This is a genomic window from Nocardioides pinisoli (assembly GCF_024199985.1).
In the GTDB taxonomy this organism is placed as follows: domain Bacteria; phylum Actinomycetota; class Actinomycetes; order Propionibacteriales; family Nocardioidaceae; genus Nocardioides; species Nocardioides pinisoli.
This window is the reverse complement of sequence record NZ_JANARS010000001.1, coordinates 707,494-724,372: the sequence shown is the minus strand read 5'-3', so window position 1 is coordinate 724,372 and position 16,879 is coordinate 707,494. Positions and strand designations below refer to the sequence as shown.

The 16,879-nt window shown below is 73.3% G+C and carries 21 protein-coding genes; 9 read left to right on the top strand and 12 right to left on the bottom strand.

What is annotated here, in order from left to right; translation table 11 throughout:
* Nucleotide 1: 1 nt before the first annotated feature.
* Nucleotides 2-382: a hypothetical protein gene (locus tag NCI01_RS03450; protein WP_254180068.1), complete on the bottom strand. Its 381-nt coding sequence runs from the start codon at nt 380-382 to the stop codon at nt 2-4.
* Nucleotides 383-547: 165 nt separating this feature from the next.
* Here NCI01_RS03450 and NCI01_RS03445 point away from each other — a divergent pair, with 165 nt between their 5' ends.
* From NCI01_RS03445 to NCI01_RS03435, 3 genes are all read left to right on the top strand, one after another.
* Entirely contained in the window at nt 548-1,642 is a 1,095-nt protein-coding gene (locus NCI01_RS03445; RefSeq protein WP_254180067.1) for a WXG100 family type VII secretion target, read from the top strand.
* Between the two features lie 10 nt (nt 1,643-1,652).
* Nucleotides 1,653-2,051, top strand: a complete 399-nt coding sequence (locus NCI01_RS03440; RefSeq protein WP_254180066.1) for a hypothetical protein — start codon at nt 1,653-1,655, stop codon at nt 2,049-2,051.
* Between the two features lie 104 nt (nt 2,052-2,155).
* Nucleotides 2,156-3,538, top strand: coding sequence for a glycoside hydrolase domain-containing protein (locus NCI01_RS03435; RefSeq protein WP_254180065.1), 1,383 nt, complete (start codon nt 2,156-2,158; stop codon nt 3,536-3,538).
* Nucleotides 3,539-3,551: 13 nt separating this feature from the next.
* On the opposite strand, the gene NCI01_RS03430 is transcribed toward NCI01_RS03435, so the two are convergent.
* The 3 genes from NCI01_RS03430 to purS all read right to left on the bottom strand — a co-directional run bounded on the left by NCI01_RS03430 (nt 3,552) and on the right by purS (nt 5,006).
* Nucleotides 3,552-3,995: a DUF3817 domain-containing protein gene (locus NCI01_RS03430; RefSeq protein WP_254180064.1), complete on the bottom strand. Its 444-nt coding sequence runs from the start codon at nt 3,993-3,995 to the stop codon at nt 3,552-3,554.
* A 61-nt stretch (nt 3,996-4,056) separates the two neighbouring features.
* On the bottom strand, nt 4,057-4,725 hold the full coding sequence (gene purQ, locus NCI01_RS03425; RefSeq protein WP_254180063.1) for a phosphoribosylformylglycinamidine synthase subunit PurQ: 669 nt from the start codon (nt 4,723-4,725) through the stop codon (nt 4,057-4,059).
* The gene (purS, locus tag NCI01_RS03420) at nt 4,722-5,006 is read right to left on the bottom strand and encodes a phosphoribosylformylglycinamidine synthase subunit PurS (protein WP_254180062.1); all 285 of its coding nucleotides are present in this window, start codon (nt 5,004-5,006) and stop codon (nt 4,722-4,724) included. Before purS ends, purQ begins: the two co-directional genes overlap by 4 nt.
* Before the next feature lie 148 nt (nt 5,007-5,154).
* On the opposite strand from purS, the gene NCI01_RS03415 reads away from it, so the two are divergent.
* The gene (locus NCI01_RS03415) at nt 5,155-5,979 is read left to right on the top strand and encodes a DUF72 domain-containing protein (RefSeq protein ID WP_254180061.1); all 825 of its coding nucleotides are present in this window, start codon (nt 5,155-5,157) and stop codon (nt 5,977-5,979) included.
* A gap of 340 nt (nt 5,980-6,319) precedes the next feature.
* Here the strand turns inward: NCI01_RS03415 and NCI01_RS03410 are convergent, their stop codons facing one another.
* Both NCI01_RS03410 and NCI01_RS03405 read right to left on the bottom strand, forming a co-directional pair.
* Complete coding sequence (locus NCI01_RS03410) at nt 6,320-6,505, bottom strand: hypothetical protein (protein WP_254180060.1); 186 nt, start codon at nt 6,503-6,505, stop codon at nt 6,320-6,322.
* Nucleotides 6,505-8,070, bottom strand: coding sequence for a long-chain-fatty-acid--CoA ligase (locus NCI01_RS03405; RefSeq protein WP_254180059.1), 1,566 nt, complete (start codon nt 8,068-8,070; stop codon nt 6,505-6,507). Before NCI01_RS03405 ends, NCI01_RS03410 begins: the two co-directional genes overlap by 1 nt.
* A gap of 56 nt (nt 8,071-8,126) precedes the next feature.
* On the opposite strand from NCI01_RS03405, the gene NCI01_RS03400 reads away from it, so the two are divergent.
* Entirely contained in the window at nt 8,127-8,486 is a 360-nt protein-coding gene (locus NCI01_RS03400; protein ID WP_254180058.1) for a hypothetical protein, read from the top strand.
* A 3-nt stretch (nt 8,487-8,489) separates the two neighbouring features.
* On the opposite strand, the gene NCI01_RS03395 is transcribed toward NCI01_RS03400, so the two are convergent.
* The 3 genes from NCI01_RS03395 to NCI01_RS03385 are packed head-to-tail and all read right to left on the bottom strand — an operon-like array spanning nt 8,490 to nt 10,042.
* On the bottom strand, nt 8,490-8,930 hold the full coding sequence (locus NCI01_RS03395; RefSeq protein WP_302181581.1) for an SRPBCC family protein: 441 nt from the start codon (nt 8,928-8,930) through the stop codon (nt 8,490-8,492).
* Nucleotides 8,927-9,820 (bottom strand): phosphoribosylaminoimidazolesuccinocarboxamide synthase, encoded by an 894-nt coding sequence (locus tag NCI01_RS03390; protein WP_254180057.1) that lies wholly within the window; start codon nt 9,818-9,820, stop codon nt 8,927-8,929. Before NCI01_RS03390 ends, NCI01_RS03395 begins: the two co-directional genes overlap by 4 nt.
* Nucleotides 9,821-9,829: 9 nt before the next feature.
* Nucleotides 9,830-10,042 carry a hypothetical protein gene (locus NCI01_RS03385; protein WP_254180056.1) on the bottom strand — a complete coding sequence of 71 codons (213 nt, stop codon included), beginning with the start codon at nt 10,040-10,042 and terminating at the stop codon, nt 9,830-9,832.
* Between the two features lie 19 nt (nt 10,043-10,061).
* Between NCI01_RS03385 and NCI01_RS03380 the strand changes: the two genes are divergently transcribed.
* Nucleotides 10,062-10,199, top strand: coding sequence for a hypothetical protein (locus NCI01_RS03380; protein WP_254180055.1), 138 nt, complete (start codon nt 10,062-10,064; stop codon nt 10,197-10,199).
* A gap of 22 nt (nt 10,200-10,221) precedes the next feature.
* Here NCI01_RS03380 and NCI01_RS03375 read toward each other — a convergent pair whose 3' ends face one another.
* Nucleotides 10,222-10,770 (bottom strand): antibiotic biosynthesis monooxygenase, encoded by a 549-nt coding sequence (locus tag NCI01_RS03375; RefSeq protein WP_254180054.1) that lies wholly within the window; start codon nt 10,768-10,770, stop codon nt 10,222-10,224.
* 176 nt (nt 10,771-10,946) lie between these two features.
* Between NCI01_RS03375 and NCI01_RS03370 the strand changes: the two genes are divergently transcribed.
* On the top strand, nt 10,947-11,138 hold the full coding sequence (locus NCI01_RS03370; RefSeq protein WP_254180053.1) for a hypothetical protein: 192 nt from the start codon (nt 10,947-10,949) through the stop codon (nt 11,136-11,138).
* A 29-nt stretch (nt 11,139-11,167) separates the two neighbouring features.
* A complete protein-coding gene (locus NCI01_RS03365) occupies nt 11,168-14,053 on the top strand; it encodes a helix-turn-helix transcriptional regulator (protein WP_254180052.1) in 2,886 nt (961 codons plus the stop codon).
* Between the two features lie 14 nt (nt 14,054-14,067).
* On the opposite strand, the gene NCI01_RS03360 is transcribed toward NCI01_RS03365, so the two are convergent.
* Complete coding sequence (locus NCI01_RS03360) at nt 14,068-14,946, bottom strand: hypothetical protein (RefSeq protein WP_254180051.1); 879 nt, start codon at nt 14,944-14,946, stop codon at nt 14,068-14,070.
* A complete protein-coding gene (locus NCI01_RS03355) occupies nt 14,943-15,212 on the bottom strand; it encodes an acylphosphatase (protein ID WP_254180050.1) in 270 nt (89 codons plus the stop codon). The genes NCI01_RS03360 and NCI01_RS03355 overlap by 4 nt, the downstream gene beginning before the upstream one ends.
* A gap of 66 nt (nt 15,213-15,278) precedes the next feature.
* On the opposite strand from NCI01_RS03355, the gene NCI01_RS03350 reads away from it, so the two are divergent.
* Nucleotides 15,279-16,742: an MFS transporter gene (locus tag NCI01_RS03350; RefSeq protein ID WP_254180049.1), complete on the top strand. Its 1,464-nt coding sequence runs from the start codon at nt 15,279-15,281 to the stop codon at nt 16,740-16,742.
* Nucleotides 16,743-16,879 lie beyond the last annotated feature (137 nt).

The window sequence follows — 16,879 nt, the reverse complement described above, 5'->3', positions numbered from 1 at the left end:
GTCAGCGACCTCCGGGGCCCGGCATGATCCCGAACGGTCGCTCACCCAGCAGGTGGGTGGCGCGGATGAGCTCGGCAGCGACGGTGTCGTCGGCGTGCAGGGCGTCACGGGCGGCGTCGACCAGCCCCGCCACGCCGAGCTCGAGCGCCCCGGCGAGCGAGGCGAGGACCTCCTCGGCGTCGGCCAGCGCGTCGGCGTAGGACGCAGCGAGGTTGGCCGTGCCGGCGGCGTCGCCGAGCGCGGCACACGCCCCCGCGAGCTCGGCGACGGCGTCGCCCCAGTCCTGCCTCATCGCGTCGAGGATGCGCTCGGACGAGCCCGCCAGCTCCACCAGCCGGGCCGGCTCGACCTGCATCAGGGATCGCTTGCCGCTTGCGCTCACCTCCGCGGGATACCCGCGCCGGCGGGCGTCGAAACACGCGCTCCGCCTGCCTGTGGGCGAACGCGTCGGCGGGGGCCGGTTTCGCACCGGCCCGTCGGGGGAAGGTCAGCGTCACGACCTGCACCCAGCGGTCCCCAGCCGCACCGACACGTCCCAGGAGCCGCGATGAACGCCGTGATGACCGTCGACCTCTCCGAGCTCGACGCCTGGTCCGCGCAGGTGCAGCGCGCGAGCGACGACCTGGCGGGCATCGCCCGCAACGGCGGCCACGCCCTCGTCCAGACCGACTTCGGCCCCATCCTCGAGACGATGATGGGCGCCTACGACGCCCTCCTCCCCTCGGTGCACCGGTCGCTGGAGGACAACGGCACCGGGATGCACGACCACGCGGAAGCGCTGCGGGCCACCGCCCGCGACTTCACGCTGACCGAGGACGGCGTCGTACGTCGCCACCAGGCCGCCGGCGTCGACGGCCGCGACGGCTCGACCGGCTTCTGGGACGTCGCCGACGCCACCATCCGCCGAGTGGCCCCGACCGAGACCAGCCTGCCGCAGGTCGACCTCGGCTTCCCCTACGACACCGTCTGCGACCTGGTGCGGATGCTCACCGGCTTCGACATCCGCGCCGAGCTGGCCGAGCGGATCGGGGGCGACGTGGTCAGCGCCTCGACCCAGGGCTCGTCCTTCGGCGCGCTGGGCCAGTCGCTGCGCGGCGTCGCCGCCAACCTGGAGAGCGGCAGCCGCACCATCTCGCAGTCGTGGCAGGGCGGTGCGTCCGACGCGGCGGTCGCGCAGATCGGCACGTGGGTGGGCTCCCTCGACGCCCAGGCCGGCCAGCTCGTCCAGATGGGGCAGACGGTCGCGCAGGTCTGCCGCGACGCCTGGCAGACCGCCCTGGCGGTGGTGCAGTGCGTGAAGGCGGCGGTGCAGACCGTCTCCGCCGCACTCGCGACGATGAGCATCCCCGGCGTCGGCTGGGCACGCGTCGTGCAGGCCGTCCTCGAGGCGTTCCAGGCCGTGATGAAGGCCTACCGGGCCCTCCTGAAGCTGATCGGCCTGCTCAAGCAGGTGGGCTCGTTCGTCTCGACGGTGAAGGCCTTCTTCGACGGTGACGAGGCACCTGTCTCCACCCCCGGCGTCGCGGCCTCCTCCGGCGCCCCGAGCAGCGTGACGCGCGACCCGGGCACGGTCACCACCCCGACGATCGGCCAACGCCCGGCGGCCGTCGCCCCGGTGGCACCCACGCCCGCCACGCCCTAGCCTCCGGTCCATGACCGACGACCACCGCAGCCAGGCCGAGATCCTGGCGGCGATCAGCGCGGCGCGCGAGGACCTGACGACCAGCCTCGCCGACCTCACCGCGACCGTCGAGGAGCTCGAGCAGCGACCGCTCCTGACCGACGAGGAGAAGCAGGCGCTCGAGGAGCAGGCCGCGTCGGGCGAGCTGGGTGAGGACATGAGGACGCTCGTCGGGAAGATCCGCGGTGGCGAGGACACCTGGGAGCAGGTCTTCTCCGGCCGGTCGCCCAACGCCGCCCTGCTCCAGGGGCACCTCACGCGGCTGGTCGACGAGCACCAGGAGGACATCGCCCTGGCCTTCGAGGAGCTGCTCGAGGAGCAGGAGGCGGCGGGCAGCTTCCTGCTCGACGACGTCCCGACCAGCGACTAACTACGCGTCTGTAGTTCTCGCGAACACCTGTTACGGGTGTGACTCATGTGATTCTCTGGGTCAGCCTGTCCTGCGCCACACCTTCCCCGCTGCTTGGAGTCACCATGCGCCGCGCCCGCCCGACCCGACCTCGTACGCTCCTCCGGACCGCCGGGGCCGCCCTCGCGCTGCTGCTCACCGCACCGCTCGTGGCGTCGACGCCCGCCACCGCCGACGAGCCGGCACCGCAGCCGCGCAAGCTCGCCTCGCAGCGCCAGGTCGCCCTCGCCACCCCGGGCGACTTCACCGGCTACGGCTTCGACCAGTGCGTCGCCCCGGCGCAGTCGGCGATGGACGCCTGGTGGAAGAAGTCGCCCTTCACCGCCGTCGGGATCTACATCTCCGGCGACTCCCGCGCCTGCCGTACCCAGCCCAACCTGAGCCCGACGTGGGTGGCGACCCAGGTCGCGCGCGGCTGGCGGCTGCTGCCCATCGCACTCGGCCCGCAGGCGTCGTGCCAGCCCCGCTTCCCGCGCTACAAGGACGACTTCAAGATCTCCCCGAGCCCGGCCGGTGGCTACGCAGCGGCGGCCGCGCAGGGTGCCGCCGAGGCCGACAAGAACGCTGCCGACGCGGCGGCGTACGGCATCGGGGCGGGCAGCACGATCTGGTACGACCTCGAGGGCTTCAACCTCGGCGACACCCACTGCCGCGAGTCGGCGCTGGTGTTCACCTCCGCGTGGGTGACCCGCATCAAGGCGCTCGGCTACACCGCCGGCTTCTACTCGAGCGCCAGCTCGGGGATCAAGATGCTCGACGACGCGCGCCGGCTGCGGCCCGGGCAGTTCGCCCTCCCCGACCGCATCTGGATCGCCCGCTGGGACGGCGCCGCCAACACCTCGACGACCTACATCCCCGAGGACGGCTGGCGCCCCGGCGGCCGGATGAAGCAGTACCTCGGCGGCCACAACGAGACGTGGGGCGGGGTGACGATCAACATCGACAGCAACTTCATCGACCTCGGCGCCGGCTCGCAGCCGCGGCCCGAGGGGCGCTGCCCCGGCACCCGCCTGGGCTACTGGAAGTACCCCGCGCTCTCCCCGGGCTCCGCGAAGTCGACCCGGGTCAAGGTGCTGCAGTGCCTGCTGACCGAGCAGGGCACCTACAGCGGTCCGGTCGACGGGTCCTACGACGCCGCCACGATCGCGGGGGCCCGCGCCTGGCAGGCGGCCCGCAAGTTCACCCCGAGCGACACCTTCACCAAGCGGCACTGGACCGCGCTGCTCGCCGCCGGCAGCCGTACGACGCTCAAGCGCGGCTCCAACGACCCGGCGGTCCACCGGCTGCAGCGCGCGCTCAACGCGGCCGGCGCCGGGCGCTTCCGGGCGACCGGCGTGTTCGACGCCAAGACCGAGGCGGCCGTGCGGACCTACCAGTCCCGCCTGCGGATCGGCGTCTCGGGCGTCGCCACGCGCCAGACCTGGAACAAGCTCCAGCAGGGTCGCTGACGTCCGGTCGGGATCAGACGGGCGGGCCGACGACGAGCGCCACGCCCGTCAGGCCGGCGACGGCCACCAGGCCGACGAGCGCGCCCTGGGCGGGCCGGCGGACCAGCCAGGCGGTGAGCCTCTCGAGGAGGCCGTGCGGCGCGTCGGTGCGCAGGCGCCAGGCGTCGCCCAGCAGCCCCGCGCGCTCGGCGTAGCGCTCGAAGGGCACCGTCGCGAAGGGCGGGATCGCCGAGCCGAGGCCCAGCGCGAGTCGGCTGACGGCCCACCGCTGGTCGACCGAGAGCAGCACGGTCGCGAGGCAGTAGGCGATGAAGACGACGCCGTGGACCATGCCGAAGACCTGCACGCCGAGCTCGGTGGTCTCGGTGACGTACTTGAGGAACATCCCGGTCAACAGGAGCGCCCAGGTGACGGCCTCGGCGCGGGCGACCAGGCGGTGGAGACGGGTGGGGCTCATGCGGGGTCCCTGCGGCGTTGTTCGGAGGAGCGGAGCGGGGGAGAAGAACGTCGTGGGGTGATCATGCGAACGCCTTCTCGGCGAGCGAGGTGAAGAAGCCGAGCCCGTCGGTGCCGGGGCCGGTGAGGTCCTCGACGGCGTGCTCGGGGTGGGGCATCAGGCCGACGACGTTGCCGCGCTCGTTGGAGATGCCGGCGATGTCACGGAGCGAGCCGTTGGGGTTGTCGTCGAGGTAGCGCGCGACGACCCGGCCCTCGCCCTCGAGCATGTCGAGGGTCGCCTCGTCGGCGACGAAGCCGCCCTCGCCGTTCTTCAGCACGATCGTGACCTCCGCGCCCGCGGCGTACGCCGACGTCCACGGGGTGTCGACCCGCTCGATGCGCAGGCGCTGGTCGCGGCAGACGAACTTGCGGTGGTCGTTGCGGATCAGCGCGCCGGGCAGCAGGTGGGACTCGCAGAGGATCTGGAAGCCGTTGCAGATGCCGAGGACCGGCAGGCCCTTGCCGGCGGCCTCGACCACCGCGGTCATCACCGGGGCGAAGCGGGAGATCGCGCCGCAGCGGAGGTAGTCGCCGTAGGAGAAGCCGCCGGGCAGCACGACCGCGTCGACGCCCTTGAGGTCGTCGTCGCCGTGCCACAGCGCGACCGCCTCGTTGCCGCCGATGGTGACCGCGCGGCGGGCGTCGACGTCGTCGAGCGAGCCGGGGAAGGTGACGACGCCGACCTTCATGCGCGACCGGCCTCGTGCGCGACCTCGGCCACCGAGTGCTTCTCGACGTGGACCTCGAAGTCCTCGATCACCGGGTTGGACAGCAGCGTCCCGGCGACCTGCTCGATCTCGGCGAGCACGGCGTCGGTGATCTCGCCGTCGACCTGCAGCTCGAACCGCTTGCCCTGCCGGACGTCGGTCACGAGGTCGAACCCGAGCCGGGGCAGCGCACCGAGCACCGCCTTGCCCTGGGGGTCGAGGATCTCGGGCTTGGGCATGACGTCGACGACGACTGTGGCCACGGGGATGCTCCTGGGTGACAGGGTGGGACGGGCGCTCCCGATTCTAGTGAGCCGTCACGGGCCGGCGCCCGGCGGGCATGACGGTGGACGGAGCGGGTACGCCATCAGTACGGCAGGGGTGGCAGCGCGACGCGCGAGGGGAGCTCACATGGCACGGATCGGCATCTCCGGCTGGCGGTACGCCGGCTGGCGCGGCCACTTCTACCCGCCGGGGCTGCCGCAGCGCCTCGAGCTGTCCTACGTCGGCGAGCGGCTCACCACCGTCGAGGTCAACGGCTCCTTCTACTCCCTCCAGCGCCCGTCGAGCTGGCGGTCGTGGGCCGAGCAGGTCCCCGACGACTTCGTCTTCGCGGTGAAGGGACCCCGTTTCGTCACCCACATGAAGAAGCTGGTCGACGTGGAGGCCCCGCTCGGCACGTTCCTCGCCTCCGGCGTGCTGTCGCTCGGTGAGCGGCTCGGCCCGGTGCTGTGGCAGCTCCCGCCGAACCTCGGCTTCCACCCCGACCGCCTCGCCGCGTTCTTCGACCTGCTGCCGCGCACCACCGCCGCCGCGTCGTCGTACGCCGCCGAGCACCACGACGCGGACAAGCTCAAGGAGCCGGCCGACACCTCCACGCCGGTCGACCGCCCGCTGCGCCACGTCCTCGAGGTGCGCCACGCCTCCTTCCGCACCGCGGAGTTCTGCGAACTGCTGCGCGCGCACGACATCGGGATGGTGGTCGCCGACTCGGCCGGCACGTGGCCGATGTTCGACGAGGTGACCAGCGGCGTCGCCCACGTCCGCCTCCACGGCGACACCGAGCTCTACGCCAGCGGCTACTCCGACGCGGCGCTCGACCACTGGGCGGAGAAGGTCCGCGCCTGGGAGGCCGACGGCCTCGACGTCTTCGTCTACTTCGACAACGACGCCAAGGTGCACGCCCCCTTCGACGCGATCGCGCTCCAGGAGCGGCTCGGGGTGGGCCCGGCCTGACGGGGTCGCGGTGGGGCTCGACGGCTTGCCGGGGGGCGGGGGTGTAGTTAAGGGAGACCTGTCCCTCGACGGGCCCGTTTCGGCCCATCTCTCCCTTGACTACCCCGGCAGGCGGCGGGGGCCGGGGGTGCGGGGGTAGTCGAGGGACATTCGTCCATCGACGGGTCCGTTTCGGCCCACCTCTCCCTCAACTACCCCGACAGGCGGGGGTGCGGGGGTAGTTAAGGGACATTCGTCCATCGACGGGCCGATTTCGGCCCATCTTTCCCTTAACTACCCCGTCAGACCCCGGAAAGGCCGGCGAGGACCTGCGGTTGGTTCCCCAGCCAGGCGGCGTACGTCACTCCCGGCGGCGCGCGGCGACGATCACGAGGGCGACCCCGAGGCCGGCGACGAGCGGACCGAGAACCGCCCAGATGCTCTGGTCGGTCATCGGGCTGCCCTCGAGGTAGCCGAGGCCCTGGAAGGTCCAGACCCCGCCCGTGAGCACCATCAGCACACCGAGCACGATGCCGAGTGCGCGCATCAGGACAGCTCGCGCTTGAGGATCTTGCCGGTCGCGGTCATCGGCAGCGTGTCGACGAACTCGACGATGCGCGGGTACTTGTAGCCCGCCATCTGCTCCTTGCCCCACGCGACCAGCTCGTCCTCGGTCACGGTCGCGCCCTGCTTGCGGATGACGACGGCCTTGACCTCCTCGCCGTGGCTCTCGTCGGGCACGCCGATCACGGCCGCGAGCGAGACGTCGGGGTGGGTGAGGAGCACCTCCTCGATCTCGCGCGGGTAGACGTTGTAGCCGCCCCGGATGATCATGTCCTTCGACCGGTCGACGATGTAGTACCAGCCGTCGGCGTCCTTGCGGCCGAGGTCGCCGGAGCGGAACCAGCCGTCCACAATCGCCTCGGCGGTCGCGTCGGGGCGGCCGTAGTAGCCCTTCATGATGTTGGGGCCCTTGATCGCGATCTCGCCCACGACGTCATCGCCGTCGCCGAGGTCCTCGCGCACGCCGGGCTCGGGGCTGATCAGCTTCATCTCGACGCCGGGGATCGGCTTGCCGATGGAGCCGACGCGCACGGGCTCGCCCCACACGGAGAAGCTCGCGACGGGCGAGGTCTCGGAGAGCCCGTAGCCCTCCAGGATGGTGACGCCGAACCGGTGCTCGAACTCCTTGTGCACCTCGACCGGCAGCGCGGAGCCGCCCGCGACGGCGACCCGCATCTGCTCGGCCACCTTCTTCACGTCCACGCCGGAGCCCTCGAGCGCGCCGAGCAGGCCCCAGTACATCGTCGGCACGCCCGCGAAGAACGTCACGCCCTCCTGCTCCATCAGGCTCAGCGCCGGACCGGCCTCGAAGCGCGGCAGCAGCACCACGGTGCCACCGAAGGCGAAGCCGGCGTTCATGATCACCGTCTGGCCGAAGGAGTGGAACAGCGGCAGCACGCACAGGAGGGTGTCGGGGTTGTCGGCGTCGGCGCCGAACAGCTCGTCGCTGGCCAGCGCGTTGCTGATCATGTTGCGGTGCATCAGCTCGGCGCCCTTCGGCTGACCGGTGGTGCCCGAGGTGTAGAGGATGACGGCCGTGTCGTCGCCGTCGACCTCGCGCGTCTCGAAGACCGGCGACCGCCCCTTGAGCGCCTGGCCGAGGGTCTCGGTGCCCTCGATGGGCGACTCCGCGGCCGGGTCGGCGGTGATGACGAAGAAGTGCTCGCACCCCGGGGTCTGCTCGAACCCGGCGTGGCCCTCCGCCCCGATCGGGAGCTCGGGCGTGCCCTGGAAGCAGAAGTAGGCCTTCGCGTCGCTGTCGTCGAGGTGGTAGGCCACCTCGCGCCCCTTGAGCAGGACGTTGAGCGGCACGACCGTCGCACCGGCCTTGAGGATGCCGTAGTAGACGATCGGGAAGTAGGGCAGGTTGGGGCAGCTCAGCGCCACCTTGTCCCCCGGCTCGATGCCGCGCGAGACCAGCAGGTCGGCGACCTGGTTGGCGGCGGCGTCGACCTGGGCGTAGGTCAGTCGGGTGTCGCCCAGCACCAGCGCCGTACGGTCCGGGTGGGCCTGGGCGGAGCCTTCGAGGAGCGAGGAGAGGTTCGGCATGGCGCCAACCTACTCAGGGGTGGTGACGCGCGTCACCGCTCGGCCTACCTTCCGCCATGGACTTCCTCGCCAGCACGGCGATCGTGATCGTCGGCGCCTTCGTGTTCCTCGCCTTCGTCGGGGTCGGCCTCTTCGGCGCGCTGGCGACGTCGCCCGGATGGCGCTTCGGCGTCATGGGGTTCGGAATCCTCCTGATGACGGCGGTCTGGCTCCTCGCGGCGGGACGTGGCGACGGCCAGCCGGCCGTGGTCTACGCATCGAAGTACGGGGGCGGCAGCGACGAGCTCGCCGACAGCGGCGGAGCGCTCGCGGGCCTCTGGCTGCGCTCGATGCTGCTCCACGCCGGCGTGGGCGTGGTCGTCGCGTGGCTGATGGTGACGCTGATCAACCAACGCAACAAGCGGCGGGACGCCTGAGGCTCAGCCCTCGGCGCGTTGCGCGATGCGGTGGCCGGCGGTCTTGAGGTCGGCGGCGATCGCGCGGCCCGCGAGCAGGCCCGAGCTCCTCGCGGCGACGGCGTACACGCCCGCGCCCGTGACCTCGCCCTCGGCCACCACGCGGCACCCCTCCTTGGTCGCGATGAAGCGGAGCCGCAGCGTCGCCTCGACCCCGCGCCACGTGCCGCGCTCGGCCCACGACCGGAACGGCACGAACTCGACGACCTCGAGGCTGGGTCGTACGCCGACCACGGTGAGCTCGGTCCACGTCTGCCCGAGGTGGGGCTCCTCGTCCTCGGGCACGTCCACCGACAGCAGGCTGGACTGCCACTCCGGACGCCGGCGCGGGTCGACGAGGTAGGCGAACGCCTGCTCCGCCGAGTGCGGCAGCTCGACGGTGGCGGTGAAGCGCCGCGTCGTCAGAACGTCTCCCCGGTCAGGAGCTCGTAGGCCTCGACGTAGCGGGCCCGGGTGCGCTCGACGACGGACTCGGGAAGCGGCGGCGGGGCCTCGCCGGAGGTGCGGTCCCAGCCGGACTCCTCGGTGAGCCAGTCGCGCACGATCTGCTTGTCGTACGACGCCTGGGCGCGGCCGGGCTGCCACTCGGCGGCGGGCCAGAAGCGGGAGCTGTCGGGGGTGAGCACCTCGTCGGCGAGGATCGTGGTGCCGTCGGGTCGCCGGCCGAACTCGAGCTTGGTGTCGGCCAGGATGATGCCGCGCTCGCGGGCGACGAGGTGGGCCCGGCCGTAGACCTCCATGGTCAGCATCCGCAGGTCGGCGGCGGCGTCGTCGCCGACCGCCTCGACGACGGCCTCGTAGTCGACGTTCTCGTCGTGGTCGCCGAGCTCGGCCTTGGTCGCGGGCGTGAAGATCGGCTCGGGCAGCCGGCTGCCGTCCTGCAGCCCGGCCGGCAGCGGGATCCCGCACACCTCGCCGGTGCGGCGGTAGTCCGCCAGCCCCGAGCCGGTGAGGTAGCCGCGCACGACGCACTCGACGGGGAACATCCGGAGGCGCTCGCACACGACGGCGCGTCCGGCGACCTCGGCGGGCACGTCGGTCGAGACCACGTGGTTGCCGACGAGCCCGGCGAGCTGCTCAAACCACCACAGCGACATCCGCGTCAGGATCTCGCCCTTGTCGGGGATGGTGGTGTCGAGGACGAAGTCGTAGGCGGAGATGCGGTCGCTGGCGACCACCAGCAGCCGGCCCTCGTGCTGCCCCGTGTCGATCCGGTAGAGGTCACGGACCTTCCCGGAGTGGACGTGGGTGGTGCCCTCGATCACGGGGGCGGTGGGGATGTTCAGCGCGGCCACACCTCGAGCCTAGCGGCGCGCGGACCACCAGCGCCGCTTGCCGCCGGCCTGCGGACCTGCCGCGTGGCGGGCGATCGCGTCCCGGAGGTCGTCGCGCTGCCGCGCGGCCTGCTCCGGCGGCCCGTCCTCTGGCGTCGCCTGCGTTTCGGGGTCGTCCCTGTGGGTATGGACGAGCAGACACATCTCCAGGGGGGTCAGCGAGGACTTCTCCTGGCTGCGCACGCTGGGCTCCAGCGCGCTGTTGTCGCTGCCCTGGCTCTTCGCGCTGCTCAAGGCGTGGGAGTGGGTGGAGCGCAGCGTGTGCCCCGAGCGCTGGGAGGCCAAGAAGCGCCAGGAGCGCGACCGGCGTCGGCTGGCCCGCACGCGGCGCCGACGCTAGGCGCCGGGCGCCGCCCCGCGGCTCAGCGGTGCAGCCACCAGCCCATCCGGCGCGTCATCCAGGGCAGGAAGACGTAGGTCATCAGCGGCGTCATCACCGACGTCACCAGGACGACCCGCGGCACAAGCGGCCAGCCCGAGATCGTGCGCGAGGCGATGAAGTTGGCGACCAGGCTCAGCGGCAGGAAGACCATGAAGATGACGACCATCTGCTTCCAGCGCGGCGGCGCCGGCGGCGCGGCGCTCAGCGACTCGATCGACGCCGGCTCGTCGAACCAGCCCTCGATGCCCGTGCGGTGCTCACGGCGCTTCTCCTCCACCGACCCCTGGGCCGCCTCGAGCCACCACTCCCGCTGGGGCGAGGCCTCCCACTCGGCGAGCGCACCGGCGTCCGCGAAGCGGTAGAGCATGTGCCACTCGGGCGAGTCCTCTCTGGGACGGACCCAGCCCGAGCCGAGGAAGCCGTCGAACCGCTCCGCCAGCGAGGTCCCTGCCTGCACCCACGCCAGCATCTCCGTCGTGCGCGACGGGTCGACGTGGCGGGTGACGGACACGGTGACGGGGGCGGTCATGGTGGCAAGTGTCGGGCGCGCGCGGGCGCGGAGTGAAGCCGGCGACGACGAGATCCCGCCCACGTCGGCCGGGCCTGAGGTGGGGTCGCGCGGCGGATAGGGCGTCTGCCCGATGTGGGGCAGGGGGTCTTAGCCGCAGCGTGGAGGCATCCACCAGCGTCCGTCAGGAGCCCGCCATGAACAACGCCGCCATCGACACCACCGCCCGCATCGCCAGCCTGCACCGCGCCGACGTCGCCCGCGGGGTCGTCGAGGCCCGCGAGGCACGTCGTGTGCGTCGACCCGCCGAGCCGGTCGTCACCGAGGTGCCGTCCCCGCGCCGCGGCGGGTGGACCCGCTGGCTGCCCGCCCCGCGCCCGGCCCACTGATGTCGGTCGCCCGTGCCGACGAACGCCCCGTGGTCAACGACCTCCTCGCCTGCCACCATCGGCAGATGGGCGGGGTGCTCGTCGGCCGGGAGGCCGAGCTGGACCGGATCGGCGGTGCGCTGGTGAGCGCCCGCGGCGGCGCCAGCCGCTGCCTGCTCGTCACCGGCGAGGCCGGCATCGGCAAGAGCCGGCTGGTCGCCGAGGCCGTGGGCGGCCTGACCAGTCCGGACGGCCCGGGCGACGTGCTGGTGCTCACCGGCCACGCCGTGGACATGTCCACTGGGGAGATCCCGTTCGGCGTGGTGGCCGACACACTGCGAGACCTCGTGCGCGTCGCCGGCGTCGACGTGCTGCTGCCGGCCGAACGGGAGGCGCTGGCGTCGCTGCTGCCGGGCGCTCCCCCGCGCCGCTCGGTCGAGCGCGTGCAGCTGCTCTCGACCTTCCTCGACCTCCTCGAGCGGCTCGGCGGCGAGCGCCTCGTGGTGTGGGTCGTCGAGGACCTGCACTGGGCGGACTCGGCGACCCGTGACCTCGTGTCGCTGGCTGCCCGCACCCTGCCCGCGGGCCTGGTGATCATCGGGACCGTGCGCACCGACGACCCCGACCGCACGCCGGCCGCGGAGGCCGCGCTGAGGTCGTACGTCGCCGGGCTGGCGCGCACGCCGGGCTGCGAGGTGGTGCCGCTGCCGCGCCTGAGCGCCGACGCGGTCCAGCGCCAGCTGCGCGACCTGCTCGGCTCGCGCCCGTCGGCCGAGGTCGCCGGCCGCGTCGAGCGGCTCAGTGACGGCATCCCGTTCGTGGTGGAAGAGCTGGCGGCCGCTGCCGGGCGTCCGGAGCTGACGACGGCGGCCGCGGTCGCGGCGGGCCGGATCGGCGGGCTGTCCTCCGAGGCGCGGCGCCTGGTGGAGGCCGCGGCGATCGGCGACGGGCACCTCCGGGCCAGCCTGCTCGAGCAGGTCCTCGACGTCACCCCGGAGGAGCTCGACGCGGCGCTGGTCGAGGCGCTGCGCGCCGGGATCCTCACGACCGACCACGAGCGCGACACCGTGGGCTTCCGGCACGCGCTGCTGCGCGAGGCGACGGTCCGCGAGACCGGCCCCGGGGCGCGGCGCTCGTGGCACCGCCGGTGGGCCGAGGTGCTGGAGGACAACCCCGGCGTGCTGCCCCCGGACCCGGCGCTCCTCGCGGTCGCGGAGCACTGGCACCAGGCGCGCGACGTACGACGTGCGCTCGCGGCCACGGTCGCCGCGCTCCCGGCGGCGGAACGGGTGTGTCGCCCCGACGAGGAGACCGCGCTCTGGACCCGGATCCTGGGTGGGTTCGCCGTCCTCCCGGACGCGTCCGAGGTCGCCGGGATGCCGCTCCGCGAGGCCTACGCCAGGGCCCTCCTCGCGTCCGGCATCGCGTCGCACCCGGTCAGGCGGGCGTGCGTGACGGCAGCCCCGGTCGAGCAGCTCCCCGCCGCCATGCGCCTCATCCACGCGATGGTCGTGTCCGACCACGGCAAGGGCGAGGCCAACGCGTACAGCGAGGAGCGCCTCACCGAGATCGCCGACCTCTTCGAGGAGAGCGAGCCCGACCTGATGGCCGTCTACGCGTGGAGCAGCGCGGGCAGCCTGATGACGGACGACCTCGCTCGCGGGGAGCGACTCATGGAGCGCGCCAGGCGCGCGGCGCGCGAGCTCGGCGACCTGCGCGCGTCGGTGATGGTGGAGGCACGGGACTCCTACCGCGCCCAGGTCAACGGTGACCCGCAGCGCGCGGCGCACCGCCTGCGCGAGGCCCTCGACCTCTTCGGCGACGAGCGCTGGGACGGCGTGTTCCACCTCTGGGGCAACCTGATGTGGTGCGAGCTGGTCTGCGGGCGCCACGACGAGGCGCAGCGCGCTGCGGACGAGGCCCTGCAGAGGCTGACGCACCCGCACCTCTCGGTGCACCTGTGGGAGCACCTGGTCGAGAACGCCGCCATGTCCTGGATCCTCACCGGTCGGTGGACGCGCGCTCGGGCGCTCCTGCAGGAGTCCGAGCCCTGGTGGGAGGACGACGTCCGCACCAGCAACGCGCACCTGCACCTCCTCGACCTGCTGCAGAGCGGCCGCGCCACGGGGACCGAGCGCTGGCGCCGGCAGCTGGAGTCGCCCGCGCCGGGCGGCGCGCCGGTCACCGACGCCAGGGCGGTGCTGGCACTCGCCGCCGTCGAGGCCGGCGACCTCGCCGGCATGAGGACCGAGCTCGCTCCGCTGTGGGGCATGGACCGCATGCTCATGTACGACGACCAGCTCTGGCTGCTGGTGCTGCTGGCCGCCCGGAGCGAGGCCGACGCCGCCGCCGACGGACCGCGCCCCGACCGGGACGCCGGCGCAGCGCACCTGCAGGTCGTCGACGACGCTGCCGCCCGGCTCCGCCGCCACGGCGCGCTCGGCGAGGTCTGGCCGCTCGACCTGGCCGCCCAGCTCGACCGGTTCCACGGCCGCGACGCCCGCCCGGCGCTGCGGGCGGCCCTCGAGGGCTGGGAGCGGGTGGGGCACGTCCCCGACGCGGCCGTCACGCACCTGTCGCTGGCCGAGCAGGAGGCGGTCCACGGCGACCGCGAGGCGGCCCGGCACCACCTCGCGGCCGGACGAGAGATCGCCGAGCGGCTGCAGGCCCGGCCGATGCTGGCGCGTGCCGACGCGCTGGCTGCCCGCCACGCGCTCACCTCGCGCGAGCGGCGTACGGACGCGGTGCTCACCGATCGCGAGGTCGAGGTGCTGGGGCTGGTGGCCGAGGGGCTGACCAACGGCCAGATCGGCGCGAAGCTCTTCATGTCGCCCAAGACCGCGAGCGTCCACGTGTCGCACATCCTCGCCAAGCTCGGGGCGGCCAACCGCACCGAGGCCGCGGCCACCGCGCGCCGGCAGGGGCTGCTCGGCTGATTCGCGCCGCGGGGTCAGCGCACGCAGGTGACGAGGTCGTGCGCACCGTCGGGACGCGCGGCCTCGACGTAGTAGCGCACCCGGCCGTCCGGCAGCGGCACCGCGGTGGCGTAGCGGAAGGCGCCGTCCCCGTGCGGGGAGGCGATCGGCGGCTGCGCGCTGCGGGTCATCGTCGTACCGTCCCAGGTCGCCAGCCCGGTGGTCTCGAACCAGTTGAACGCCGCATCGGGTCGGCCGTCGTAGAGCACCGTCCCGTCGGGCAGCACCGCGCTCACCCGGGCACCACGGGCGTCCCACTGCCCCTCGCGGCCGGCGAGGACCTCGCCGTGGTCCTGCCACACCAGCCCGTCGGCGCTGGTGAGCCGGCGCGTGGTCATCCGGTCCTCGTGGCCGGGCACGTCGAGGGGGTGGCAGCACAGCCACATCTCGTAGCCGTCCTCGCCGACGGTGATCACCGGGTCCTTGACGCCCGTGTCGCGGTCGCCGTCGTGCACGCGTCGTCGTACGCCGTCGGGCAGGGCCTCGACCGTGTCGGCCGTCAGGCTGTCGACCCACCAGTGTTTCGAGCCGGGGGTCGCGCACGACAGGTAGAGCCGCCACCCGCCCTCGCGCAGCGGCACGAGCACCGGGCGCTCGAACGACTCGGCGCCGAACGCCTCGCGCGTAACCTCGGCGACCGGCTCGAAGGTGACGCCGTCGTCGGAGCGGGCGACGACCACCGAGACGCCGCGCCCGTCCGTCAGCGGCCGGCGCACCCGCCAGGTCAGCCAGAAGACGCCGTGGACCAGGACGGCGCTCGCCGCGCCCGCCCAGTTGCCGGGGCCCGCGCCGGGCGCCGGCACCACGACCTCGACGTCGTCAGGCGTCGGCGGCGCCGACGTCCCGACGCTCACCCGGTGACCTCGAAGGAGGTCGCGCCGGTCATCGCCGCGTCGCGTGCAGCAAGGTCGCGCACCCGCGCCGAGGGCGGGCCGTGCCGGCACCACTCCACGAGCGCGTCGACCGCGTCGTCCTCGCCCTCCGCGTGGACGAGCACGCTGCCGTCGACCTCGTTGCGCACCCAGCCGACGACGCCGAGCTGCTGCGCCCGCTCCTGGGTGTGCCACCGGAAGGCCACGCCCTGCACCTGTCCCCGCACCCGGGCCTGGATCGCCTTCATGCCCCCATCCTGCCCCCTCCGGCCGGGCGGTCCCCGCCGCTGGGACCGGGTGAGAGGCTGACGCGGATGACCCAGGACGAGCAGGCCGAGCGCGAGCGCGGCGAGGAGACGACGGACGAGGCGGCGTACGAGCCCGACCCGCGGCGCTGGCGCGTGCTCGCGGTGTCCCTCGTCGTCGGTTTCATGTCGCTGCTCGACGTCACGATCGTCAACGTCGCCGTGCCGTCGATCCGCGCCGGGCTCGACACCTCGGCCGCGACCATCCAGTGGGTGGTGTCGGGCTACGCGCTCGCCTTCGGCATGACGCTGGTCGCCGGCGGCCGGCTGGGCGACGCGCACGGCCGGCGGCGGATGATGACGATCGGGCTGGTCGGCTTCGTCGTCTCCAGCGCCGCGGTCGGGCTCGCCCCCAACGCGGCCGCGATCGTCCTGGCCCGCCTGGTCCAGGGCGCCAGCGCCGGCCTGCTCACCCCGCAGAACTCCGGGCTGATCCAGCAGCTCTTCCGTGGCGCCGAGCGCGGTCGCGCCTTCGGCATGTTCGGCTTCACCGTGGCCGTGGCGTCGGCGACCGGCCCGCTGATCGGCGGCCTGCTGATCGGCCTGCTAGGCGAGGAGAACGGCTGGCGGTCCCTCTTCCTCATCAACGTGCCGATCGGCCTGGTGGCGCTGGTGCTGATCCGCCGCCTGGTGCCCGACAACCACGTCGGCGCCGGCCCGGAGGCCGCGCCGAAGGACTCCCGCATCGACGTCGTCGGCGCGGTGCTGCTCGGCCTTGCCGTGCTCGCCGTGCTGTTCCCCCTCATCAGCCTCGAGGGCGGGGTCGGCCTCGCCCTGGTCGTGCTCGTCGCGTTCCCGCCGCTGGCGTGGGCGTTCGTGAAGTGGGAGGCGCGCACCGTACGGCTCGACCGACCGCCGCTGCTCGACGTGTCGCTGCTGCGCGGCCTCCCCGGCTACGCCAACGGCCTGCTGGTCGGCACCCTCTACTTCACCGGCTTCACCGGCATCTTCCTGGTGCTGTCGGTGCACCTGCAGGAGGGCGAGGGCTTCTCACCGCTCCAGGCAGCGCTCCTGATGACCCCCTTCGCCGTGGGTGCCGCCACCACGTCACCGCTCGCCGGCCGGCTGGTCGGCCACCTGGGACGGAAGGTGACCCTGGTCGCGCTCGGCGTGATGATGACCGGCACCGCGCTGGCGTCGTGGCTGGTGACCTCGCCGACCGACACCCTGTGGTGGACGCTCGCGCCTGCGATGTTCCTCGCCGGGGTCGGCGGCGGTGGGGTCATCTCCCCCAACTTCACCCTCACCCTCGCCGAGGTGCCGCCCGCGATGGGCGGCGCGGCCGGTGGCGCCCTGCAGACCGGGCAGCGGATCGGCTCGGCCCTCGGCGCCGCGCTGCTGATGACCGTCTACCAGGCGGTCGGCACCGTCACCTCCGCGCCGGTGGCCGCCCGGGCCACCCTGCTCGCGGCGCTCGCCGTGCTCGCGCTGGCCTTCGCGGCCGCCGTCCGCTCCTGGCGGCTCGGCGACTGATCCGAAGAGCCTGACAACTTCAGCGATCCCCGGCCGGCCGGGGATTCCTGAACATGTCGGCCCGTGCACGGCCTGACATGTTCAGCGGGAGGCCGACAGCTCCGGCCCGACTCGGAGCGCCGGCTCGGGGACTGACA